This is a genomic window from Nocardioides sp. IC4_145 (genome assembly GCF_011250565.1).
Classification (GTDB): Bacteria; Actinomycetota; Actinomycetes; order Propionibacteriales; family Nocardioidaceae; genus Nocardioides.
This window is the reverse complement of record NZ_JAANMS010000050.1, coordinates 1-17,214: the sequence shown is the minus strand read 5'-3', so window position 1 is coordinate 17,214 and position 17,214 is coordinate 1. Positions and strand designations below refer to the sequence as shown.

Below are 17,214 nucleotides of genomic sequence, written 5' to 3'. Positions count from 1 at the left end.
TCGACCCCGACGGTCGGATCGAGGCCGCGATGGCCGCGGTCGCGGCGTGGGACGGGCGGACCGTCCTCGACCTCGGCTGCGGCACGGGTTTCCACCTGCCGCGGTTCGCCGCGACGGCCGCCCGCGTCGTCGGCGTGGAGCCGCACCCCGACCTCGTCACGCTGGCGCGGCGGCGTACCCGTCGGCTGCCGGGGGTGGAGGTGCTCCAGGGCACCGCGCAGTCGGTGCCGTTGCCGGACTCCTCGGTCGACGTGGTGCACGCGCGGTGGGCCTACTTCTTCGGCCCGGGCTGCGAGCCGGGCCTGGCGGAGGTGGCCCGCGTCGTACGTCGTGGGGGCACCGCCTTCGTGGTCGACAACGACGCGTCGCGCTCGACGTTCGGCCGCTGGTTCAGCCGCGGCTTCCCGCACCTGCCCGCGCCCGAGGTGGTCGAGCGGTTCTGGGCGCAGCAGGGGTGGACCCGCGTGCCGCTCGACGTCGGCTGGTCGTTCTCGTCGCGGGAGGACCTCGAGGCGGTCGTGCGGATCGAGCTGCCGACGACCGTGGCCGAGCAGGTGCTCGCCGAGCACGACGGCACCAGCGTCGACTACGCGGTCAACCTGTGGTGGCGCACCTTCTGAGGCCTCGGGGTCGGTCCGCGGGTCGACGATCGTTCAATTGCGCGGTTGTAGCGGCCTCCAGCCCCGAGTAACCGCCACAACCGTTCAATTGCGCGGTTGTGGTCGCGCGGCGGACCGCGGGTCGACGATCGTTCAATTGCGCGGTTGTAGCCGGCCTGCAGGCTCGAGAGACCGCCACAACCGTTCAATTGCGCGGTTGTGGTCGCGCCCGGTCCGCGGGTCGACGATCGTTCGATGGCGCGGTTGTGGTCGCGGGGACCAGCCGGTCAGCCGCCGAAGCCGGGGCGGACGACGAGCCGCGCACGGCCAGGGTCGGCGTGAGCAGGACGCCGGGGCCGACGGCCGGCGGGTGGGCCAGGAGCCCCTCGAGCGCCTTGACGACCTCGACCGCGACCTCCTCGAGCGGCTGGCGCACCGAGGTGAGGCCCGGCGGCACCACCTGCGCGACCTGGGAGTCGTCGAAGCCGACCACGGCCACGTCGCGCCCGGCGACCATCCCCCGCTCGGCGAGGGTGTGCAGGACTCCCATGGCCAGCGTGTCGGAGGCGCAGACGAACGCCGTCGGGCGGGCCTCGTCGAGGAGCACGGCGCTCGCGCCCTTGCCGGAGGCGACCGTGTCCTCCACGCGTGAGGCGAGGCCGGTGGTGGGCAGGCCGCGCCCGTGCATCGCGCGTGTCCAGCCGGAGCGGCGGTCCTCCCCGATCCACGAGTCCTTGCGCCACCCGATCCAGGCGACCCGCTCGTGGCCCTGGTCGAGCAGGTGGGTGGTGGCGAGGTCGCAGCCCGCCGCGCCGTCGACGTCGACCCAGGGGTGGGTGGCCGACGGGTTGTCCCAGGGCCGGCCGAAGGCGACGAACGGCGCGCGGCGGGCGCCGAGCCAGGTCGCCTGCGGGTTGCCGAGGTAGGTGTCGGTGACGACGAAGGCGTCCACGGCCGTGGAGCGCAGGAGGTCGTCGTAGCCCGCGAGCGGGTCGAGCGGGTCGCCCGCGAAGAGCAGCACGTGCTTGCCGGCCTCGCGGGAGGTCTCGACGAGGGAGTGCACGAACCGGTCCATGATCGCGCTGGCCGTGCCCTCCTGGACCGGGTTGATCCGCAGCCCGACCAGGTGCGAGGCACGGGTGCGGAGGTTGCGGGCGGCCCGGTTCGGCAGGTAGCCGAGCTCCTCGATCGCCTCCTGCACGCGCAGCAGCGTGTCGGAGCGGAGCAGGTCGGGGTTGTTGACGGCGTTCGACACCGTCTGCCGCGAGACCCCGGCGCGCTCGGCGACGTCGGCGAGGGTCGGTGGCGCCGTGGGCTGCCGCCCGGGGATCCGCGCCACCGCGACCTCCGCCCGTCGTGTCGTCTGGAACGTTCCAAAGCAATATAACCGGCGATGTCGGCGGTCTCGCCTAGCGTTCAGGGCATGCCGAAGCCACCGCGCCCGACCTACCGCTGCACCGAGTGCGGTTGGGAGACCGCGAAGTGGGTCGGCCGCTGCGGGGAGTGCCAGGCCTGGGGGTCGGTCGCCGAGGCCGCGACCGCCCCCGCGGCCCGGCAGGCGGCGACCCCGGTGACGACCGCTGCGGTGCCGATCGGCCAGGTCGCGGTCGAGGACGCCGCCCACCGCTCGAGCGGCGTGCCCGAGCTCGACCGGGTGCTCGGCGGCGGCCTGGTGCCCGGCGCGGCCATCCTGCTGGCCGGCGAGCCCGGCGTCGGCAAGAGCACGCTGCTGCTCGAGGTCGCCGCCCAGACCGCGCGCTACCAGCACCGCACGCTCTACGTCACCGGCGAGGAGTCCGCCTCCCAGGTGCGCCTGCGCGCCGACCGCACCGGCGGCGTGCACGACCAGCTCTACCTCGCCGCCGAGACCGACCTCGGTGCCGTGCTCACCCACGTCGAGCAGGTCCGCCCGACGCTGCTGGTGGTGGACTCCGTGCAGACCATCGCCGCCGCGGGCGTCGAGGGCGTGCCCGGCGGGGTCACCCAGGTCAAGGAGGTCTCCGCGGCGCTCGTGCGGATGGCCAAGACGCGCGGGATCACCACCGTGCTGGTCGGCCACGTCACCAAGGAGGGCTCGATCGCGGGACCGCGGGTGCTCGAGCATCTCGTGGACGTGGTGCTGCACTTCGAGGGCGACCGCGACTCCCGGTTCCGGATGGTCCGGGCCATGAAGAACCGCTTCGGACCCGTCGACGAGGTCGGCTGCTTCGACCTCGGCCCGGACGGCATCACCGCCGTCTCCGACCCCACCGGCCTCTTCGTCGAGCACCACCACGCGGGCGTCGCGGGCACCTGCGTCGCGGTCACCATGGAGGGTCGCCGGCCGCTGCTCGCCGAGGTGCAGGCGCTCGCGACCCTCTCGGCGCAGGAGCGGCCACGGCGTACGACGTCGGGCCTGGACTCCTCCCGGCTCGCGATGGTCCTCGCCGTGCTCCAGCAGCACGTGGGGCTCAAGCTGGTCAACCACGACGTGTTCGCCTCGACCGTCGGCGGCGCCCGGCTGCACGAGCCCTCGGCCGACCTCGCGGTCGCCGTCGCCCTGGCCTCGGCCACCCTCGCCACGCCCCCGCCGCCCGGCGTGGTCACGATGGGCGAGATCGGTCTGTCCGGCGAGCTGCGCCGGGTGCGGGACCTCGACGTGCGCCTCGCGGAGGCAGCCCGGCTCGGCTTCAAGACCGCCCTCGTCCCCCGGCCGGCCGGCGCTCCGGTCGACCCGCGCGCCGAGCAGCCGAGGACCGTCGAGGGGATGCGGGTCGTCGAGGTGCCCTCGGTCGCCGCGGCGCTGCACTACCTCGGGCTGACCGCCCGACAGGCGCGCCGGCTGCCGCTGGGCGACTGAGGGCGTTCGTCGCTTAGGCTGCACCCGCCGGCGCCCAGGACAGGAGGAGACCCGTGGTGGCCAACGACCGCTCCGACGACCTCCTCCGCCTGCGCGCCACGCTCGCCTCGATCGCGCCGGGCACCGCCATGCGTGACGGCCTCGAGCGGATCCTGCGCGGACGCACCGGCGCCCTGATCGTGCTCGGCAACGACAAGGTCGTCGAGTCGATCTCGACCGGCGGCTTCGTCCTCGACGTGCCCTTCACCGCCACCGGCCTGCGCGAGCTGGCCAAGATGGACGGCGGCATCATCGTCGACGAGAACCTCACCCGGATCCTCCGCGCCGCCGTCCACCTGATGCCGGACCACACGATCCACTCCGAGGAGACCGGCACCCGGCACCGCACCGCCGACCGGGTCGCCCGCCAGACCGGCTTCCCGGTGATCTCGGTGTCCCAGTCGATGCAGATCATCGCGGCGTACGTCGGCGAGACCCGGCACGTGCTCGAGGACTCCGGACAGATCCTGTCCCGCGCGAACCAGGCGCTGGCCACCCTCGAGCGGTACAAGCTGCGCCTCGACGAGGTCGCCTCCACGCTCTCCGCGCTGGAGATCGAGGACCTGGTCACCGTCCGCGACGTCGCCGTCGTGGCGCAGCGGCTGGAGATGGTCATCCGGATCGCCCGCGAGATCGAGGACTACGTCCTCGAGCTCGGCACCGACGGCCGCCTGCTCAGCCTGCAGCTCGAGGAGCTGGTGACCGGCGTCGACGCGGAGCGCGAGCTGGTCATCCGCGACTACCTCCCCTCGGGCAAGCGCAGCAAGAGCCCCGAGGACGTCATCGCCAAGCTCGAGGCGCTCACGCCCACCGAGCTCGTCGACCCCGCCTCCACCGCCCGCGTGCTCGGTCTCGGCACCGCCGAGCACCTCGACGGTGCCGTCGCGCCCCGCGGCTACCGCCTGCTCGCCAAGGTGCCCCGCCTGCCCGCGATGGTGGTCGACCGGCTGGTCGAGCACTTCGGCACCCTGCAGAAGCTCCTGTCCGCCGGCATCGACGACCTCCAGGCCGTCGACGGCGTCGGCGAGCTGCGCGCCCGCTCGGTCCGCGAGGGGCTCTCCCGCCTCGCCGAGTCGACGATCCTCGAGCGGTACGTCTGACCGCTGCACCCTCCCGCTGGTCGAGCAGCGAAGGCCGTCTGGCGGCCCGAGCGTGTCGAGACCCGGTGACGGTGGGTGCGGCCCTGCGCCTCTCACCGGGTTTCGACACGCTCGACCAGCGGAGGGTCGCCGGGTTTCGAGACAGGCGCTAGCGCGCCTTCCTCAACCAGCCGGAGCGGAGGGTCGCCGGGTTCCGGGACAGGCGCTAGCGCGCCTTCCTCAACCAGCCGGAGCGGCTGGTCAGCGGCGCTTGGGCTCCGCGGTCTTGGTGACGGTGGCGGCGACGGGGGCCTCCAGCTCGAACTGGACGTCGCTCGGCTCGCCGCCGAGGGCGGCCGCGGTGGCGTGGTAGTAGCCGGGGAGCGCCCACTCGGTGATGCGCGAGCAGGAGTCGTCCATCCGGGCGGCGTTCCAGGTGATCGGCACCGCCGTGGTGACGTTGTTGCGGACGACGACGTCCTCGCCGGGCAGCGCCTTGCCGCACTGGCGGGTGGACCAGATGCCGTCGCGGCCGGAGGTGATCGAGAGGTCGACGTTGGCCCGGCTGACCCGCCAGGTGCAGGCCGGGGTGGCGACGGTGCGGAGGTTCAGCACGACCGTGACGTCGCGGCCCGCGACCGCCTTCGCGACCTCCGGCGTCACCGCGACGTCGGTGCCGTTGCAGCGGCCGACCGGCGGGGCGAGCACCGGCTCGCTGGACGCGGACGAGCCCGGCTTGCCCTTGTCCTTGCCGCCCTGGCCCTCGCCGGACCCCTGCGCGGCGGTCGCCGTGGCGCCCGGCGTGGCCGCAGCCGTCAGGTCGGCCGACGGGGTCACGGTGACGGTCTGGCTCGGGCTGGCGTCGGCCGCGGCGGGCGCGGCCCGGTCGGGGTCGGACCCGTCGCTCCCGCCGCCGAGCAGCCGGCCGATCCCGAGGACCAGCACGAGGCCGATGGAGAGCACGACGAGGCGGCGCCGCCAGTACACCGCGGGCGGCAGCGGTCCCCGGGTCAGCGTCGTCATGGCCGCAGGCTAGCCAGCCGCACCGGCCGATCCGGGGTGCCACACCGGGCGTCGTCGGAGGTCGGGGAGGATGTCGCGGTGAGCGCCCTGCACGAGCCGGTCCTGCGGTGGTACGACGCCTCCCAGCGCGACCTCCCGTGGCGCCGCCCCGAGGCCTCCCCCTGGTCGGTGCTCGTCTCCGAGCTGATGCTCCAGCAGACCCCCGTGGCCCGCGTGCTCCCGGTCCACGAGCAGTGGCTCGACCGCTGGCCGACGCCGGCGGACCTGGCCGCGGAGCCGGCCGGCGAGGCGGTGCGGATGTGGGGCCGGCTCGGCTACCCCCGCCGGGCGCTGCGGCTGCACGCGGCCGCGCAGGCCATCGTCGAGCGGCACGGCGGCGAGGTGCCCGACGACCACGCGGCGCTGCTCGCGCTGCCCGGCGTCGGTGAGTACACCGCGGCCGCGGTCGCCAGCTTCGCCTTCGGCCGCCGCCACGTCGTGCTCGACACCAACGTCCGCCGCGTCCTGGCCCGCACGGTCGGCGGTGTCGAGCTGCCCGCCCAGCACGTGACGAAGGCCGAGCGGGAGATGGCCCGTGAGCTGCTGCCCGACGACGAAGCCACCGCCGCGACCTGGGCGGTGGCGGTCATGGAGCTCGGCGCACTGGTCTGCACCGCCGCCCGCCCGCGGTGCACCGAGTGCCCCGTGGCCTCCCTGTGCGCGTGGCGCGCGGCCGGCCACCCGGCGTACGACGGGCCGCCGCGGAAGGTGCAGACCTGGGCCGGGACGGACCGGCAGTGCCGCGGCCGGCTGCTGGCGGTGCTGCGCGAGGCCGACGGGCCGGTCCACCCCAGCCGGCTCGACGCGGTCTGGGCGGACGAGGCGCAGCGGGTGCGCTCGCTGGCCGGGCTGGTCGAGGACGGCCTGGCGGTCAGGACCGACGCAGGAACCTACGCGCTCCCCTAGCGGCGTACCGGCTGCCGCCCGCGACCCGGGTGAGGACCTCCTCGGCGGCCGCGGCCAGCTCGCCGGGGTGGAAGGGCCGCTTCGGCTCGCCGCGCACACCGTCCAGCAGCGCGTGCAGGTGCTCGAGGTCGCCGTCGGGCGCCGTCGCCGGCACGTGCGTCCCCTGCCGCGGGTCGACCTCGACGAGCAGGCGGAGGTCGCGGAGGGTGTCGAAGTCGTCCTCGGTGGTGCGCTCGAAGATCCGCATGAGGTACGGCGCGGCCTGCTCCTCGCTGAGCCCCTTGGCGATGAGCGCGCGCAGGGCGACCGCGGTGGGTTCCCGGGCCGGGCGGAAGTTGGCCATCGGGCCGGCGGCCAGGATCGAGGTCCACTTCCGGACGAAGTCCTCGCCGGAGTAGGACTCGTAGTGCAGGAGCCGCAGCCGGTCGGCGTCGGCGTACGCCGGCAGCTCGGCCTTGGCGGCGTCCACCCCGTGGTGGAGGGTCAGCCAGACGTCGGTGGCCGGCCGCACGCCGGACTTCCCGTCGACGTGCCCGTGGAAGTAGGCGCCGTTCGAGGGCCGGTCGATCACGCCGAGCGTCTGCAGCAGCGTGAGGTCCGGCTTGTCGAGCAGCCGCTTGAACCAGGTGGGGTCGCCGTCCCAGCGCTTGCGGCTGACCGCCTCGAGCGGCGCCAGCTTCACCACCCGGGTCTCCTCCGGCACGGCGGCGAGCACCTCCCGGTCGACCTGCACGACCTCGTCCGCGTCGACGTGGAAGATCCACTCCGCGCCCTCGACCAGGCTGAGCAGCGCCTTCGCGACGTTGGCGTTGATCCGCTGGCGCACGTTGAGCTCGGCCGGCCGCTCGCCGTTCCACCAGGAGGCGTCGGTGCGGACGCAGGTGACGTGCGGGTGCTCGTCGAGCCAGGCGCGCACCTCGGGGTCGCCGGCGTCGAGGAAGACGATCATGTGGTCGACGCCGCCGGCGAGGTTGCCGGTCACGAACCGCTCGATGTTGGGCAGGGTGTCCTTGACGGTGCTGGCGGTGAAGAGCACGCCGCCACCCTAGGCGCACCCGCGGCCGGTCCGGAACGCCGCACGGGCGGCACCCCAGGTGGGGTGCCGCCCGTGGCGGGTGGTGCAGGTCGCTGCTGAGGAGCCTCGGCTCAGTCGTCCGTGCCGGAGCGCGGGACGTCGGTGCCGGAGGCGTCGTCGTTCGGGCCCTCGCCCTCGACCGGCGTGGTCTCGATGCTGGTCTCGACCCCGGCCGTCTCGAACGGCGGCATGTCGGGCAGCTCGCCCACCTTCTGGCCCTCGAAGGTGAAGGTCGCGGACGGACCCTCGCCCTCGACGTCGACCAGCACGATCATCCCGGGACCGACCTCGCCGAAGAGCATCTTCTCGGCGAGGACGTCCTCGATCTCGCGCTGGACCGTGCGGCGCAGCGGACGGGCACCGAGGACCGGGTCGAAGCCGCGCTCGGCCAGCAGGTTCTTGGCGTTCTGCGTGAGCTCGAGCTTCATGTCGCGGTCGCGGAGACGGACCTCGACGGCGGCGACCATGTTGTCGACCATCGCGACGATCTGCTCCTGCGACAGCGGCGGGAACACGATGACCTCGTCGACACGGTTGAGGAACTCGGGGCGGAAGTGCTGCTTGAGCTCCTCCGAGACCTTGTTCTTCATCCGGTCGTAGTCACCGGGACCACCCGCGGCACCGGCGAAGCCGAGGTTCATGCCCTTGGCGATGTCCCGGGTGCCGAGGTTGGTGGTCATGATGATGACGGTGTTCTTGAAGTCCACGACCCGGCCCTGCGAGTCGGTCAGGCGACCTTCCTCGAGGATCTGCAGCAGGCTGTTGAAGATGTCGGGGTGGGCCTTCTCGACCTCGTCGAAGAGGACGACGGAGAACGGCTTGCGGCGCACCTTCTCGGTGAGCTGGCCGCCCTCCTCGTAGCCGACGTAGCCCGGAGGCGAGCCGAAGAGCCGCGAGACGGTGTGCTTCTCGCCGAACTCCGACATGTCGAGCTGGATGAGCGCGTCCTCGTCGCCGAAGAGGAACTCCGCGAGCGTCTTGGACAGCCACGTCTTGCCGACGCCCGAGGGGCCGGCGAAGATGAACGACCCGCCGGGACGCTTGGGGTCCTTCAGGCCGGCACGGGTACGCCGGATGGCGCGGCTGAGCGCCTTGACGGCCTCGTCCTGGCCGATGACGCGCTTGTGGAGCTCGTCCTCCATCTTGAGCAGTCGGGTCGACTCCTCCTCGGAGAGCTTGACGATCGGGATGCCGGTCGCCACGGCGAGCACCTCGGCGATCAGCTCCTCGTCGACCTCGGCGACCTCGTCCATGTCGCCGGCGCGCCACTGCTTCTCGCGCTCGGACTTGGTGAGGATGAGCTGCTTCTCCTCGTCGCGCAGGCGCGCGGCGGCCTCGAAGTCCTGCCCGTCGATGGCCGCCTCCTTGCGCTGGCGGACCTCGGCGATCTTGTCGTCGAACTCGCGCAGGTCGGCGGGGGCCGTCATCCGGCGGATGCGCAGCCGCGAGCCGGCCTCGTCGATGAGGTCGATCGCCTTGTCGGGCAGGAAGCGGTCGGAGATGTAGCGGTCGGCCAGCGTCGCCGCCGAGACCAGCGCCTCGTCGGTGATCGTGACCCGGTGGTGCGCCTCGTAGCGGTCGCGCAGGCCCTTGAGCATCTCGATCGTGTGCGCGATCGAGGGCTCGGCGACCTGGATGGGCTGGAAGCGGCGCTCGAGCGCGGCGTCCTTCTCGAGGTACTTGCGGTACTCGTCGAGCGTGGTCGCGCCGATGGTCTGCAGCTCGCCGCGGGCCAGCATCGGCTTGAGGATGCTGGCGGCGTCGATCGCGCCCTCGGCCGCGCCGGCGCCGACGAGGGTGTGGATCTCGTCGATGAACAGCACGATGTCGCCGCGGGTGCGGATCTCCTTGAGCACCTTCTTCAGGCGCTCCTCGAAGTCACCGCGGTAGCGGGAGCCCGCCACGAGCGCGCCGAGGTCGAGGGTGTAGATCTGCTTGTCCTTGAGCGTCTCGGGCACGTTGCCCTTGACGATGTCCTGCGCGAGGCCCTCGACGACCGTCGTCTTGCCGACGCCGGGCTCGCCGATGAGGACCGGGTTGTTCTTCGTGCGCCGCGAGAGGATCTGCATGACCCGCTCGATCTCCTGCTCGCGCCCGATGACCGGGTCGAGCTTGCCCTCGCGGGCGTCCTGGGTCAGGTTGCGGCCGAACTGGTCGAGGACCAGCGAGGACGACGGGGCGTCGCCGCTCGCGCCGGTCGCGGCCGCCGCGGACTGCGAGGACTCCTTGCCCTGGAAGCCGCTGAGCAGCTGGATGACCTGCTGGCGGACCCGGTTGAGGTCGGCGCCGAGCTTCTGGAGCACCTGCGCGGCGACGCCCTCGCCCTCGCGGATCAGGCCGAGCAGGATGTGCTCGGTGCCGATGTAGGAGTGGCCGAGCTGCAGCGCCTCGCGCAGGGACAGCTCGAGCACCTTCTTGGCGCGCGGGGTGAACGGGATGTGGCCGCTGGGCGCCTGCTGGCCCTGGCCGATGATCTCCTCGACCTGCGCGCGGACGGCCTCGAGGGAGATGTCGAGGCTCTCGAGGGCCTTCGCGGCCACGCCCTCGCCCTCGTGGATGAGCCCGAGCAGGATGTGCTCGGTCCCGATGTAGTTGTGGGAGAGCATGCGGGCCTCTTCCTGGGCCAGCACGACCACCCGGCGGGCTCGGTCAGTGAACCGCTCGAACATGCAACGCTCCTCAAGATCTGGGGGACCGCCCACCACATCCGGGGTGGACGGGACATGAGGCTCAACCCCGCTGACAGCCTACGCGTTCCCGCACAACGCACCCGGGGCATCCGCTGTGAGCGAACACGCTCGGCGGATGCCCCGGGTGGGACGTGCGGTGCTGCGGGAGAGCGGCGGTCAGTGCGCGGCGTCGTACGCCTCACGGACCTCGGCCGACACGCGGCCTCGGTCGGGGACCTCGTACCCGTTCTCGCGGGCCCACTCACGGACCTCCTTGGCGGTCGGGCCGCCGGAGCCGTTGGCGCTCGAGGAGGAGCCGCCGGAGCGGCGGCCGCCGCTACCACCACCGCGACGGGCGCCGCTGACCTTGCGGGCGTGACCGACGTACGTCGCCAGCGACTCACGGAGGGCGGCGGCGTTCTGGTCGTTGAGGTCGATCTCGTACGAGGTGCCGTCGAGGCCGAAGGAGACGGTCTCGGTCGCCTCGCTGCCGTCGAGGTCGTCCTCCAGCACGATGTGGATCTTCTGGGCCATGGGTCGCTGACTCCTGGAAATAGCGGAAAGGGAAACCGGCATGGGATTTCCGGCGGGTTTCATCGTGCCAGAGGGAATGCGCCGGAAACAATTCCGCTAATGCCTCGTCGCGATTCTTTACCCGGGATCGGGGACGAATTGTCCCGATGTCCTGAGGTCATTCACGGATGTTGCGGCGGAATACCAGCTCCAGGCCCTGCAACGTCAACCACGGGGAATGCGCGGTCAATGCCGAGCACTCCTCCAGCACCAGGGGCGCGAGGTGCCCGGTGGCCACGACCCGGACGTCGGCAGGGTCGGCGCGGAGCTCGGCGGTCATCCGCGCGACGATCCCCTCGACCTGTGCGGCGACGCCGAAGACCATGCCCGACTGGAGCGCCTCGACGGTGTTCTTCGCGATCACGGTGCGGGGGCGTGCGAGCTCGACCTTGCGCAGCTGGGCGCCGCGCCGGCCGAGCGCCTCCAGGGAGATCTCGATGCCCGGCGCGATCGCGCCGCCGACGTACTGCCCCTGCGCGCTCACCACGTCGAACGTCGTCGCCGTGCCGCCGAAGTCGACGACGATCGCGGGGCCGCCGTGCAGCGTGGCCGCGGCGAGCGCGTTGAGGATCCGGTCGGAGCCGACCTCGCGCGGGTTGTCCATGAGGATCGGCACGCCGGTGCGCACGCCGGGCTCGACGACCAGGCAGGGCAGGTCCGCGAAGTGGCGGGCCAGCATGTCGCGCCACTCGTGCAGCACCGCGGGCACCGTCGAGCAGACGCTGACGCCGTCGATCGTCGCCGCGTCGCGCCCGAGGAGGCCGCGGATGAGCACCGACCACTCGTCGGCGGTGCGGCGCTCCTCGGTGCCGACGCGCCAGTGCGCGGTGACCTCCCCGTCCTGGACCAGGCCCAGCTGGGTGTGGCTGTTGCCGATGTCGGCGGCGAGGAGCGGCACGTCCCTCACTCCTCGTGGAGGTCCAGGCCGAGGTCGAGGACGTCGACGGAGTGGGTGAGCGCGCCGACCGAGATGTAGTCGACGCCGGTGGCCGCGACCTCGCGGGCGCGGTCGAAGGTCAGCCCGCCCGACGCCTCGAGCTTCACCCGGCCCGCGGCGCCCGTCCGTTCGACCAGCCGGACCGCCTCGGCCATCACCTCGGTCGGCATGTTGTCGAGGAGCACCTCCTCGCAGCCCGCGTCGAGCAGCTCGCGCAGCTGGTCGAGGTCGGTGACCTCGACCTCGACGCGGAGGTCCGGGTACGCCGCGCGGACGGCGCGGTAGGCGGGCACGACGCCGCCGGCGGCCACGACGTGGTTGTCCTTGACCATGGCGCGGTCGGACAGGCTGGTGCGGTGGTTCTGCCCGCCGCCGCAGCGCACGGCGTACTTCTGCAGCGCGCGGTAGGTCGGCAGGGTCTTGCGGGTGTCGAGCACCTGCGCGCCGGTGCCCTCGAGGGCGTCGACCCAGGCGGCGGTGGCGGTGGCGACGCCGGAGAGGTGGCTGGCGTAGTTGAGCGCGGTGCGCTCGGCGGTCAGCAGGCCGCGGGTCGGGCCGGCGACGCGCATGACGACGTCGCCGGGCTGCACGCGGGTGCCGTCGGAGAGTCGGTCGGTGACCTCGACGTCGTCGCCGAGCACGACGTGGAAGACCAGTGCCGCGATGCCCAACCCGGCGACGGTGCCGGCCTCGCGGGCGCCGAAGTCGCCGACCGCGCGGGCGTCGGCGGCGATGGTCGCGACGCTGGTGACGTCCTCGGTCGGGACGTCCTCGGCCAGCGCCTCCAGCACGTGCGCGTGGACGGCACGCGGGTCGAGACCGCCGGCCTCGAGCTCGGCGAGCAGGCTGGTCGGCAGGGCGTCGTACGGCGTGGGGGTGATCATCGGCCGAGGCCTCCATCGGTCGCGGGGGCGGGGTCGAAGGCGAGCGTGGTGGTCGCCGTCGCGGGGTCGAGGCGGACGTCGAAGTGACCGGCCCAGCGGGCGTCGTCGCGCTCGGGGTGGTCCTCGCGCCAGTGGGAGCCGCGGGTCTCCTCGCGCAGCGCGGCCGCGTCGGTGAGGGCGGCGGCGATCGTGAGGAGGTTGGTGGTCTCCCAGGCGTCGAGGTCGACGACGTCGGCCGCCTTGCCGGCGAGCCCGTCCAGGACGGCGGCGGCCTCGGCGAGCCCGGCGGCGCTGCGGAGCACGCCGACCCGGCCGGTCATCACCTCCTGCAGGTCCTGGCGCACCGACCCGGAGACAAGGCCGGCTGGGCGGGCGTGCTCCGCGGGCTCGGCCCAGGGGCGGAGCTCGCCGGGGAGGACGGTGGCGATGCGCCGGGAGAAGACCAGGCCCTCGAGGAGGGAGTTGGACGCCAGCCGGTTGGCGCCGTGGACGCCGGAGCAGGCGACCTCGCCGGTGGCGTACAGCCCGGGGACGTCGGTGCGGCCCCACAGGTCGGTGCGCACCCCGCCGGAGGCGTAGTGGCAGGCCGGCGCGACGGGGATCGGCTCGGTGACCGGGTCGACGCCGTGGCTGCGGGCGGTCGCGAGGATCGTCGGGAAGCGGCGCTCCCAGAAGTCCGCGCCCAGGTGCCGCGCGTCGAGCCACATGTGCGGCGTGCCGGTCTCGTGCATCCGTCGGGTGATGGCCTTGGCCACCACGTCGCGCGGCGCGAGGTCGCCGAGCTCGTGGACGCCCGCCATGATCCGCTCGCCGTCGTGGTCGACGAGCACGGCGCCCTCACCGCGGACGGCCTCGGAGATGAGCGGCTGCTGCCCGCGGGAGTCCGGCCCGAGGTACATGACGGTGGGGTGGAACTGCACGAACTCCAGGTCGCGCAGCGTCGCGCCGGCCCGCAGCGCGAGCGCCATGCCGTCGCCGGTGGCCACCGCAGGGTTGGTGGTCTGGGAGAACACCTGGCCCAGCCCGCCGCTCGCCAGCACGACCGCGCGGCACCGGACCGCGCCGATCCCGTCGCGCTCCCCCTCGCCCATGACGTGCAGCGTCACACCGGCGACGCCCGGCGCGCCGTCGGGCCCGTCGCTCCCGTCGGCGAGCAGCAGGTCGACCGCGAGCGCGTGCTGCACGACCTCGATGTCGGTCGCCGCCTCGACCGCCGCGATGAGCGCGCGCTGGATCTCGGCACCGGTGGCGTCGCCGCCGGCGTGGGCGATCCGGTCGCGCAGGTGGCCGCCCTCGCGGGTCAGCGACAGCAGGCCGGCGGCGTCGACGTCGAAGCGCGCGCCCAGCGCGATCAGCTCGTGGACCGCTGCCGGCCCCTCCCCCACCAGCACCCGGACGGCATCGAGGTCGCAGGCCCCGGCGCCGGCCACGAGCGTGTCGACCTCGTGCTGCTCGGGGGTGTCGCCCTCGCCCAGCGCGGCCGCGATCCCGCCCTGCGCCCACTGCGTCGAGCCGGCCGCCAGCACGTCCTTGGTGACGACGAGGACCTTCTCGACGTGCTCGCGCAGCCGCAGCGCCGCGGTCAGCCCGGCGATGCCCGAGCCGATGACGACGACGTCGGCGCGGGTCGTCCACCCCGGCTCGGGAGCGGTCAGCCGCCCCGGGAGGCGGCGTGCCGGCGGAGGGGTGACGGGGCCGGCCATGGGCGCAGGCTAGCGAGCCGCGGTGACGTCGCCGCGGACCAGACCGGCGCCGCCGAACGTCTCGGCCGGGTCGAGCCCGGTGGCCAGGATCTTGTTGTCGGCGTCGACGAACACCACCCGCGGCTGGAGCTCCTTGGCCTCCGCGGTCTCCATCTGGCCGTAGCCGATGAGGATCACCAGGTCGCCCGGGTGCACCAGGCGCGCCGCGGCACCGTTGATGCCGATCACGCCGGAGCCGCGCTCGCCGGCGATCGTGTAGGTCTCCAGCCGGGCGCCGTTGGTGATGTCGACGATGTGCACCAGCTCCCCGGGCAGCAGGTCGGCCGCGTCGAGCAGGTCCTCGTCGACGGTCACCGACCCCACGTAGTGCAGGTCCGCCTGCGTCACCGTCGCCCGGTGGATCTTCGACTTCATCATCGTGCGCAGCATCTCAGCGGTCTCCCTGCTGGTCGGAGGTCTTGTCGTGGGGTGCCGCTCCGATGCGGAGCGGCATGTTGTCGATGAGGCGGGTCGTGCCGACGCGGGCGGCGACGAGCACGCGGGCCTCGGTGCCGGGCGGCACGGGGTCGGGCAGCGGGTCCAGGTCGGGGGTGGTCACCTCGAGGTAGTCGAGGTCGACGGCCTTCGCGGCGCGGAGCTCGGCGCGGGCGGCGTCCAGCGCGGGCGCGAGGCCGTACGCCGCCGCCTCCTGCGCGGCGTACAGCGCGCGGCTGAGGACGAGCGCCTCGGTGCGCTGCTCGTCGTCGAGGTACCGGTTGCGGCTGGACAGCGCCAGTCCGTCGGGCTCCCGGACGGTCTCGGCGCCGACCACGTCGACGCCCAGGCACAGGTCGGCGGCCATCCGGCGGATGAGCGCGAGCTGCTGGTAGTCCTTCTGCCCGAACACCGCCACGTCGGGGCGGACCAGGCCGAAGAGCTTGGCGACGACCGTCAGCACGCCGCGGAAGTGGCCGGGCCGGCTGCGCCCCTCGAGCACGGTCGCGAGGGGGCCGGGCTCGACGGTGACCATGCCGCTGGTCGAGCCGGTCGGGACCCCGCCGGGGTAGACCTCCTCGACGCTCGGCGCGAAGACCACGTTCACGCCCTCGCGCGCACAGACGTCGAGGTCGGCGTCGAGGGTGCGCGGGTAGCGGTCGAGGTCCTCGCCCTCGCCGAACTGGAGCGGGTTGACGAAGACCGACACCACGACCGGGCCGTCACCGACCCGCGCGCGGGCCTCCCGCACCAGGCTGGCGTGACCCTCGTGGAGCGCGCCCATGGTCGGCACCAGGCCGACCGGCCGGCCGGCGCGGCGGGCGTCCGCGAGCAGGGCTGCGAGCTCCTCGCGCGTCGGCGCGAGGACGGGGCGGTCGGTCATGACAGGTGGGTCGCCCGCGTCGTGGTCGGCCCGGCCGCGGTCGCGGCGGCCACGCTGGCCCGGGCGAGCAGGTCGTGGATCTTCAGCGCGCGGATCGGCAGCAGGCGGCCGTCGGTGACGGCACGGTCGAGCGTGGCGCGGGCCATGGCGACGTACGACGGCAACGTCTGCGGCGCGTTGGCGAGCAGGTCGTCGAGGTGGGCCTCGACCGTGCCCGCGTCGCCGCGGACGATCGGGCCGGTCAGCGCGGCGTCGCCGTGCGCGAGGGCGTTGTCGAGCGCGGCGGTCAGCAGCGGACGCAGCGTGCCCGACGGGTCGTCGGCGCCGGCCGCCGCGAGCATCTCCATCGCCTCGGTCACCAGCGTGACCAGGTGGTTGGCGCCGTGGGCGAGGCCGGCGTGGTAGAGCGTGCGCATCTCCTCGGGCACCCACATCGGGCGGCCACCCAGGTCGGCGACCAGCGCCTCGGCGGTCGCCCGCTCCTCGGGGCCCGCGGTCAGGCCGAAGACGCAGCCGCGCAGCCGGTCGAGGTCGACCTCGGTGCCAGTGAACGTCATCGCCGGGTGCATCGCGACCACGCGGGCACCCACCTCGCGCGCCGGCTCGAGCACGGCGAGGCCGTGGCGGCCGGAGGTGTGCACGACGTACTGGCCCTCGCGGAGCGCACCGCTCGCCGCCAGCATCGAGACGACGTTGCCGAGCATGTCGTCAGGCACGGTCAGCAGCAGCACGTCGCACGCGCGGGCGACGGCGGTCGGCTTCTCGTTCGGCACGCCCGGCAGCAGCGCGGCGATCCGCGCGCGGGAGGCGTCCGACTCGCCGGCGCCGGCGACCACGGTGTGGCCGGCGGCGCCCAGGGCGGCGGCGAGGACGGCGCCGACGCGACCAGCGCCGACGACGCCCACCCCGAGGGGTCGGTGCGTCATGGTTCGAACCTTTCGTTCCAGTCCCTCCGACCACCCGCTCGCCCGGTTCTCGGGTCCGTGGGCCGGTGTGGGTACCGGACGGTGTGCTCGTGTCCTCGATGGAGTGGTGCCGTGCTGTACCCCCGATCGGGCGGGTCCAGCGCCCGCAACGGTACGCCGGTGCCGTCCTCCCGGAGAACGGTTCGGCCACGTGACCTGGGCCACCCGGCCCGACCGGGGCGTCATGCGGACGGAGCAAGCGGGTGCTCGCGACGTATGACGTCCGCCGGGGGCGGGGGCCCGGTCGTGGTTGGGTCTGGCGGCCGGAGCGAGGAACGAGCGAAGGCTGGTAGACCGGGCCCCCGTTCCCGGCGGCAGCCGCAGGCGCCCCCATGCGCCACCCGACCCCACCGACCACGCGACGGCGGGGCCGCAGGGCGACGCGGGAGCCACCACCATGCCCGCCGCAGGCGGCACACGCGCCCCCGAGGCCGCAGTCGGCTCACGGGGTCTCGACACGTTCAGGCCTGGCGGCCTTCACTGCTCAACCAGCGGGAGGCCGCCGGGGTGGGGTGGGACCGGTCAGC

At 73.7% G+C, this 17,214-nt stretch carries 15 protein-coding genes; 4 read left to right on the top strand and 11 right to left on the bottom strand.

Features of this window, described 5'->3' with window-relative positions; all coding sequences use genetic code 11:
- The first annotated feature begins 29 nt into the window (after positions 1 to 29).
- The gene (locus tag G6553_RS17800; RefSeq protein WP_242680614.1) at positions 30 to 620 is read left to right on the top strand and encodes a class I SAM-dependent methyltransferase; all 591 of its coding nucleotides are present in this window, start codon (positions 30 to 32) and stop codon (positions 618 to 620) included.
- Positions 621 to 804: 184 nt separating this feature from the next.
- On the opposite strand, the gene G6553_RS17795 is transcribed toward G6553_RS17800, so the two are convergent.
- Positions 805 to 1,938, bottom strand: a complete 1,134-nt coding sequence (locus tag G6553_RS17795) for a LacI family DNA-binding transcriptional regulator (RefSeq protein WP_166195949.1) — start codon at positions 1,936 to 1,938, stop codon at positions 805 to 807.
- 84 nt (positions 1,939 to 2,022) lie between these two features.
- Between G6553_RS17795 and radA the strand changes: the two genes are divergently transcribed.
- Together radA and disA are read left to right on the top strand one after the other, a co-directional pair.
- Positions 2,023 to 3,438: a DNA repair protein RadA gene (radA, locus tag G6553_RS17790; protein ID WP_166195947.1), complete on the top strand. Its 1,416-nt coding sequence runs from the start codon at positions 2,023 to 2,025 to the stop codon at positions 3,436 to 3,438.
- Positions 3,439 to 3,494: 56 nt separating this feature from the next.
- On the top strand, positions 3,495 to 4,577 hold the full coding sequence (gene disA / locus G6553_RS17785; protein WP_347565791.1) for a DNA integrity scanning diadenylate cyclase DisA: 1,083 nt from the start codon (positions 3,495 to 3,497) through the stop codon (positions 4,575 to 4,577).
- Between the two features lie 240 nt (positions 4,578 to 4,817).
- Here the strand turns inward: disA and G6553_RS17780 are convergent, their stop codons facing one another.
- Complete coding sequence (locus G6553_RS17780; RefSeq protein ID WP_166195945.1) at positions 4,818 to 5,579, bottom strand: hypothetical protein; 762 nt, start codon at positions 5,577 to 5,579, stop codon at positions 4,818 to 4,820.
- Positions 5,580 to 5,657: 78 nt separating this feature from the next.
- On the opposite strand from G6553_RS17780, the gene G6553_RS17775 reads away from it, so the two are divergent.
- Positions 5,658 to 6,524, top strand: coding sequence for an A/G-specific adenine glycosylase (locus G6553_RS17775; protein WP_166195943.1), 867 nt, complete (start codon positions 5,658 to 5,660; stop codon positions 6,522 to 6,524).
- On the opposite strand, the gene G6553_RS17770 is transcribed toward G6553_RS17775, so the two are convergent.
- The 9 genes from G6553_RS17770 to G6553_RS17730 form a co-directional block, all read right to left on the bottom strand.
- The gene (locus tag G6553_RS17770; protein ID WP_166195941.1) at positions 6,490 to 7,560 is read right to left on the bottom strand and encodes a glycosyltransferase family 2 protein; all 1,071 of its coding nucleotides are present in this window, start codon (positions 7,558 to 7,560) and stop codon (positions 6,490 to 6,492) included. The two genes, G6553_RS17775 and G6553_RS17770, sit on opposite strands and share 35 nt — an antisense overlap.
- 110 nt (positions 7,561 to 7,670) lie before the next feature.
- The gene (locus tag G6553_RS17765; RefSeq protein ID WP_166195939.1) at positions 7,671 to 10,268 is read right to left on the bottom strand and encodes an ATP-dependent Clp protease ATP-binding subunit; all 2,598 of its coding nucleotides are present in this window, start codon (positions 10,266 to 10,268) and stop codon (positions 7,671 to 7,673) included.
- A 177-nt stretch (positions 10,269 to 10,445) separates the two neighbouring features.
- Positions 10,446 to 10,802: an Lsr2 family protein gene (locus G6553_RS17760; protein WP_166195937.1), complete on the bottom strand. Its 357-nt coding sequence runs from the start codon at positions 10,800 to 10,802 to the stop codon at positions 10,446 to 10,448.
- A 157-nt stretch (positions 10,803 to 10,959) separates the two neighbouring features.
- Positions 10,960 to 11,739, bottom strand: a complete 780-nt coding sequence (locus tag G6553_RS17755; RefSeq protein ID WP_166195935.1) for a type III pantothenate kinase — start codon at positions 11,737 to 11,739, stop codon at positions 10,960 to 10,962.
- 5 nt (positions 11,740 to 11,744) lie between these two features.
- Entirely contained in the window at positions 11,745 to 12,662 is a 918-nt protein-coding gene (nadC, locus tag G6553_RS17750) for a carboxylating nicotinate-nucleotide diphosphorylase (protein ID WP_166195933.1), read from the bottom strand.
- A complete protein-coding gene (locus G6553_RS17745) occupies positions 12,659 to 14,365 on the bottom strand; it encodes an L-aspartate oxidase (RefSeq protein WP_166195931.1) in 1,707 nt (568 codons plus the stop codon). Before G6553_RS17745 ends, nadC begins: the two co-directional genes overlap by 4 nt.
- A gap of 9 nt (positions 14,366 to 14,374) precedes the next feature.
- Positions 14,375 to 14,794, bottom strand: a complete 420-nt coding sequence (panD, locus tag G6553_RS17740) for an aspartate 1-decarboxylase (protein ID WP_166195929.1) — start codon at positions 14,792 to 14,794, stop codon at positions 14,375 to 14,377.
- A 1-nt stretch (position 14,795) separates the two neighbouring features.
- On the bottom strand, positions 14,796 to 15,722 hold the full coding sequence (gene panC, locus G6553_RS17735) for a pantoate--beta-alanine ligase (RefSeq protein ID WP_166195927.1): 927 nt from the start codon (positions 15,720 to 15,722) through the stop codon (positions 14,796 to 14,798).
- Positions 15,719 to 16,648: a Rossmann-like and DUF2520 domain-containing protein gene (locus G6553_RS17730; protein ID WP_166195925.1), complete on the bottom strand. Its 930-nt coding sequence runs from the start codon at positions 16,646 to 16,648 to the stop codon at positions 15,719 to 15,721. Before G6553_RS17730 ends, panC begins: the two co-directional genes overlap by 4 nt.
- Positions 16,649 to 17,214: the final 566 nt, after the last annotated feature.

What these genes read in the sequence shown, in the direction of transcription:
- G6553_RS17800 (WP_242680614.1), top strand. Translation starts at nt 30, where the DNA reads ATGGCCGCGGTCGCGGCGTGGGACGGGCGGACCGTCCTCGACCTCGGC.
- radA (WP_166195947.1), top strand. Translation starts at nt 2,023, where the DNA reads ATGCCGAAGCCACCGCGCCCGACCTACCGCTGCACCGAGTGCGGTTGG.
- G6553_RS17780 (WP_166195945.1), bottom strand. Translation starts at nt 5,579, where the DNA reads ATGACGACGCTGACCCGGGGACCGCTGCCGCCCGCGGTGTACTGGCGG.
- G6553_RS17765 (WP_166195939.1), bottom strand. Translation starts at nt 10,268, where the DNA reads ATGTTCGAGCGGTTCACTGACCGAGCCCGCCGGGTGGTCGTGCTGGCC.
- G6553_RS17760 (WP_166195937.1), bottom strand. Translation starts at nt 10,802, where the DNA reads ATGGCCCAGAAGATCCACATCGTGCTGGAGGACGACCTCGACGGCAGC.
- nadC (WP_166195933.1), bottom strand. Translation starts at nt 12,662, where the DNA reads ATGATCACCCCCACGCCGTACGACGCCCTGCCGACCAGCCTGCTCGCC.
- G6553_RS17745 (WP_166195931.1), bottom strand. Translation starts at nt 14,365, where the DNA reads ATGGCCGGCCCCGTCACCCCTCCGCCGGCACGCCGCCTCCCGGGGCGG.
- panD (WP_166195929.1), bottom strand. Translation starts at nt 14,794, where the DNA reads ATGCTGCGCACGATGATGAAGTCGAAGATCCACCGGGCGACGGTGACG.
- panC (WP_166195927.1), bottom strand. Translation starts at nt 15,722, where the DNA reads ATGACCGACCGCCCCGTCCTCGCGCCGACGCGCGAGGAGCTCGCAGCC.
- G6553_RS17730 (WP_166195925.1), bottom strand. Translation starts at nt 16,648, where the DNA reads ATGACGCACCGACCCCTCGGGGTGGGCGTCGTCGGCGCTGGTCGCGTC.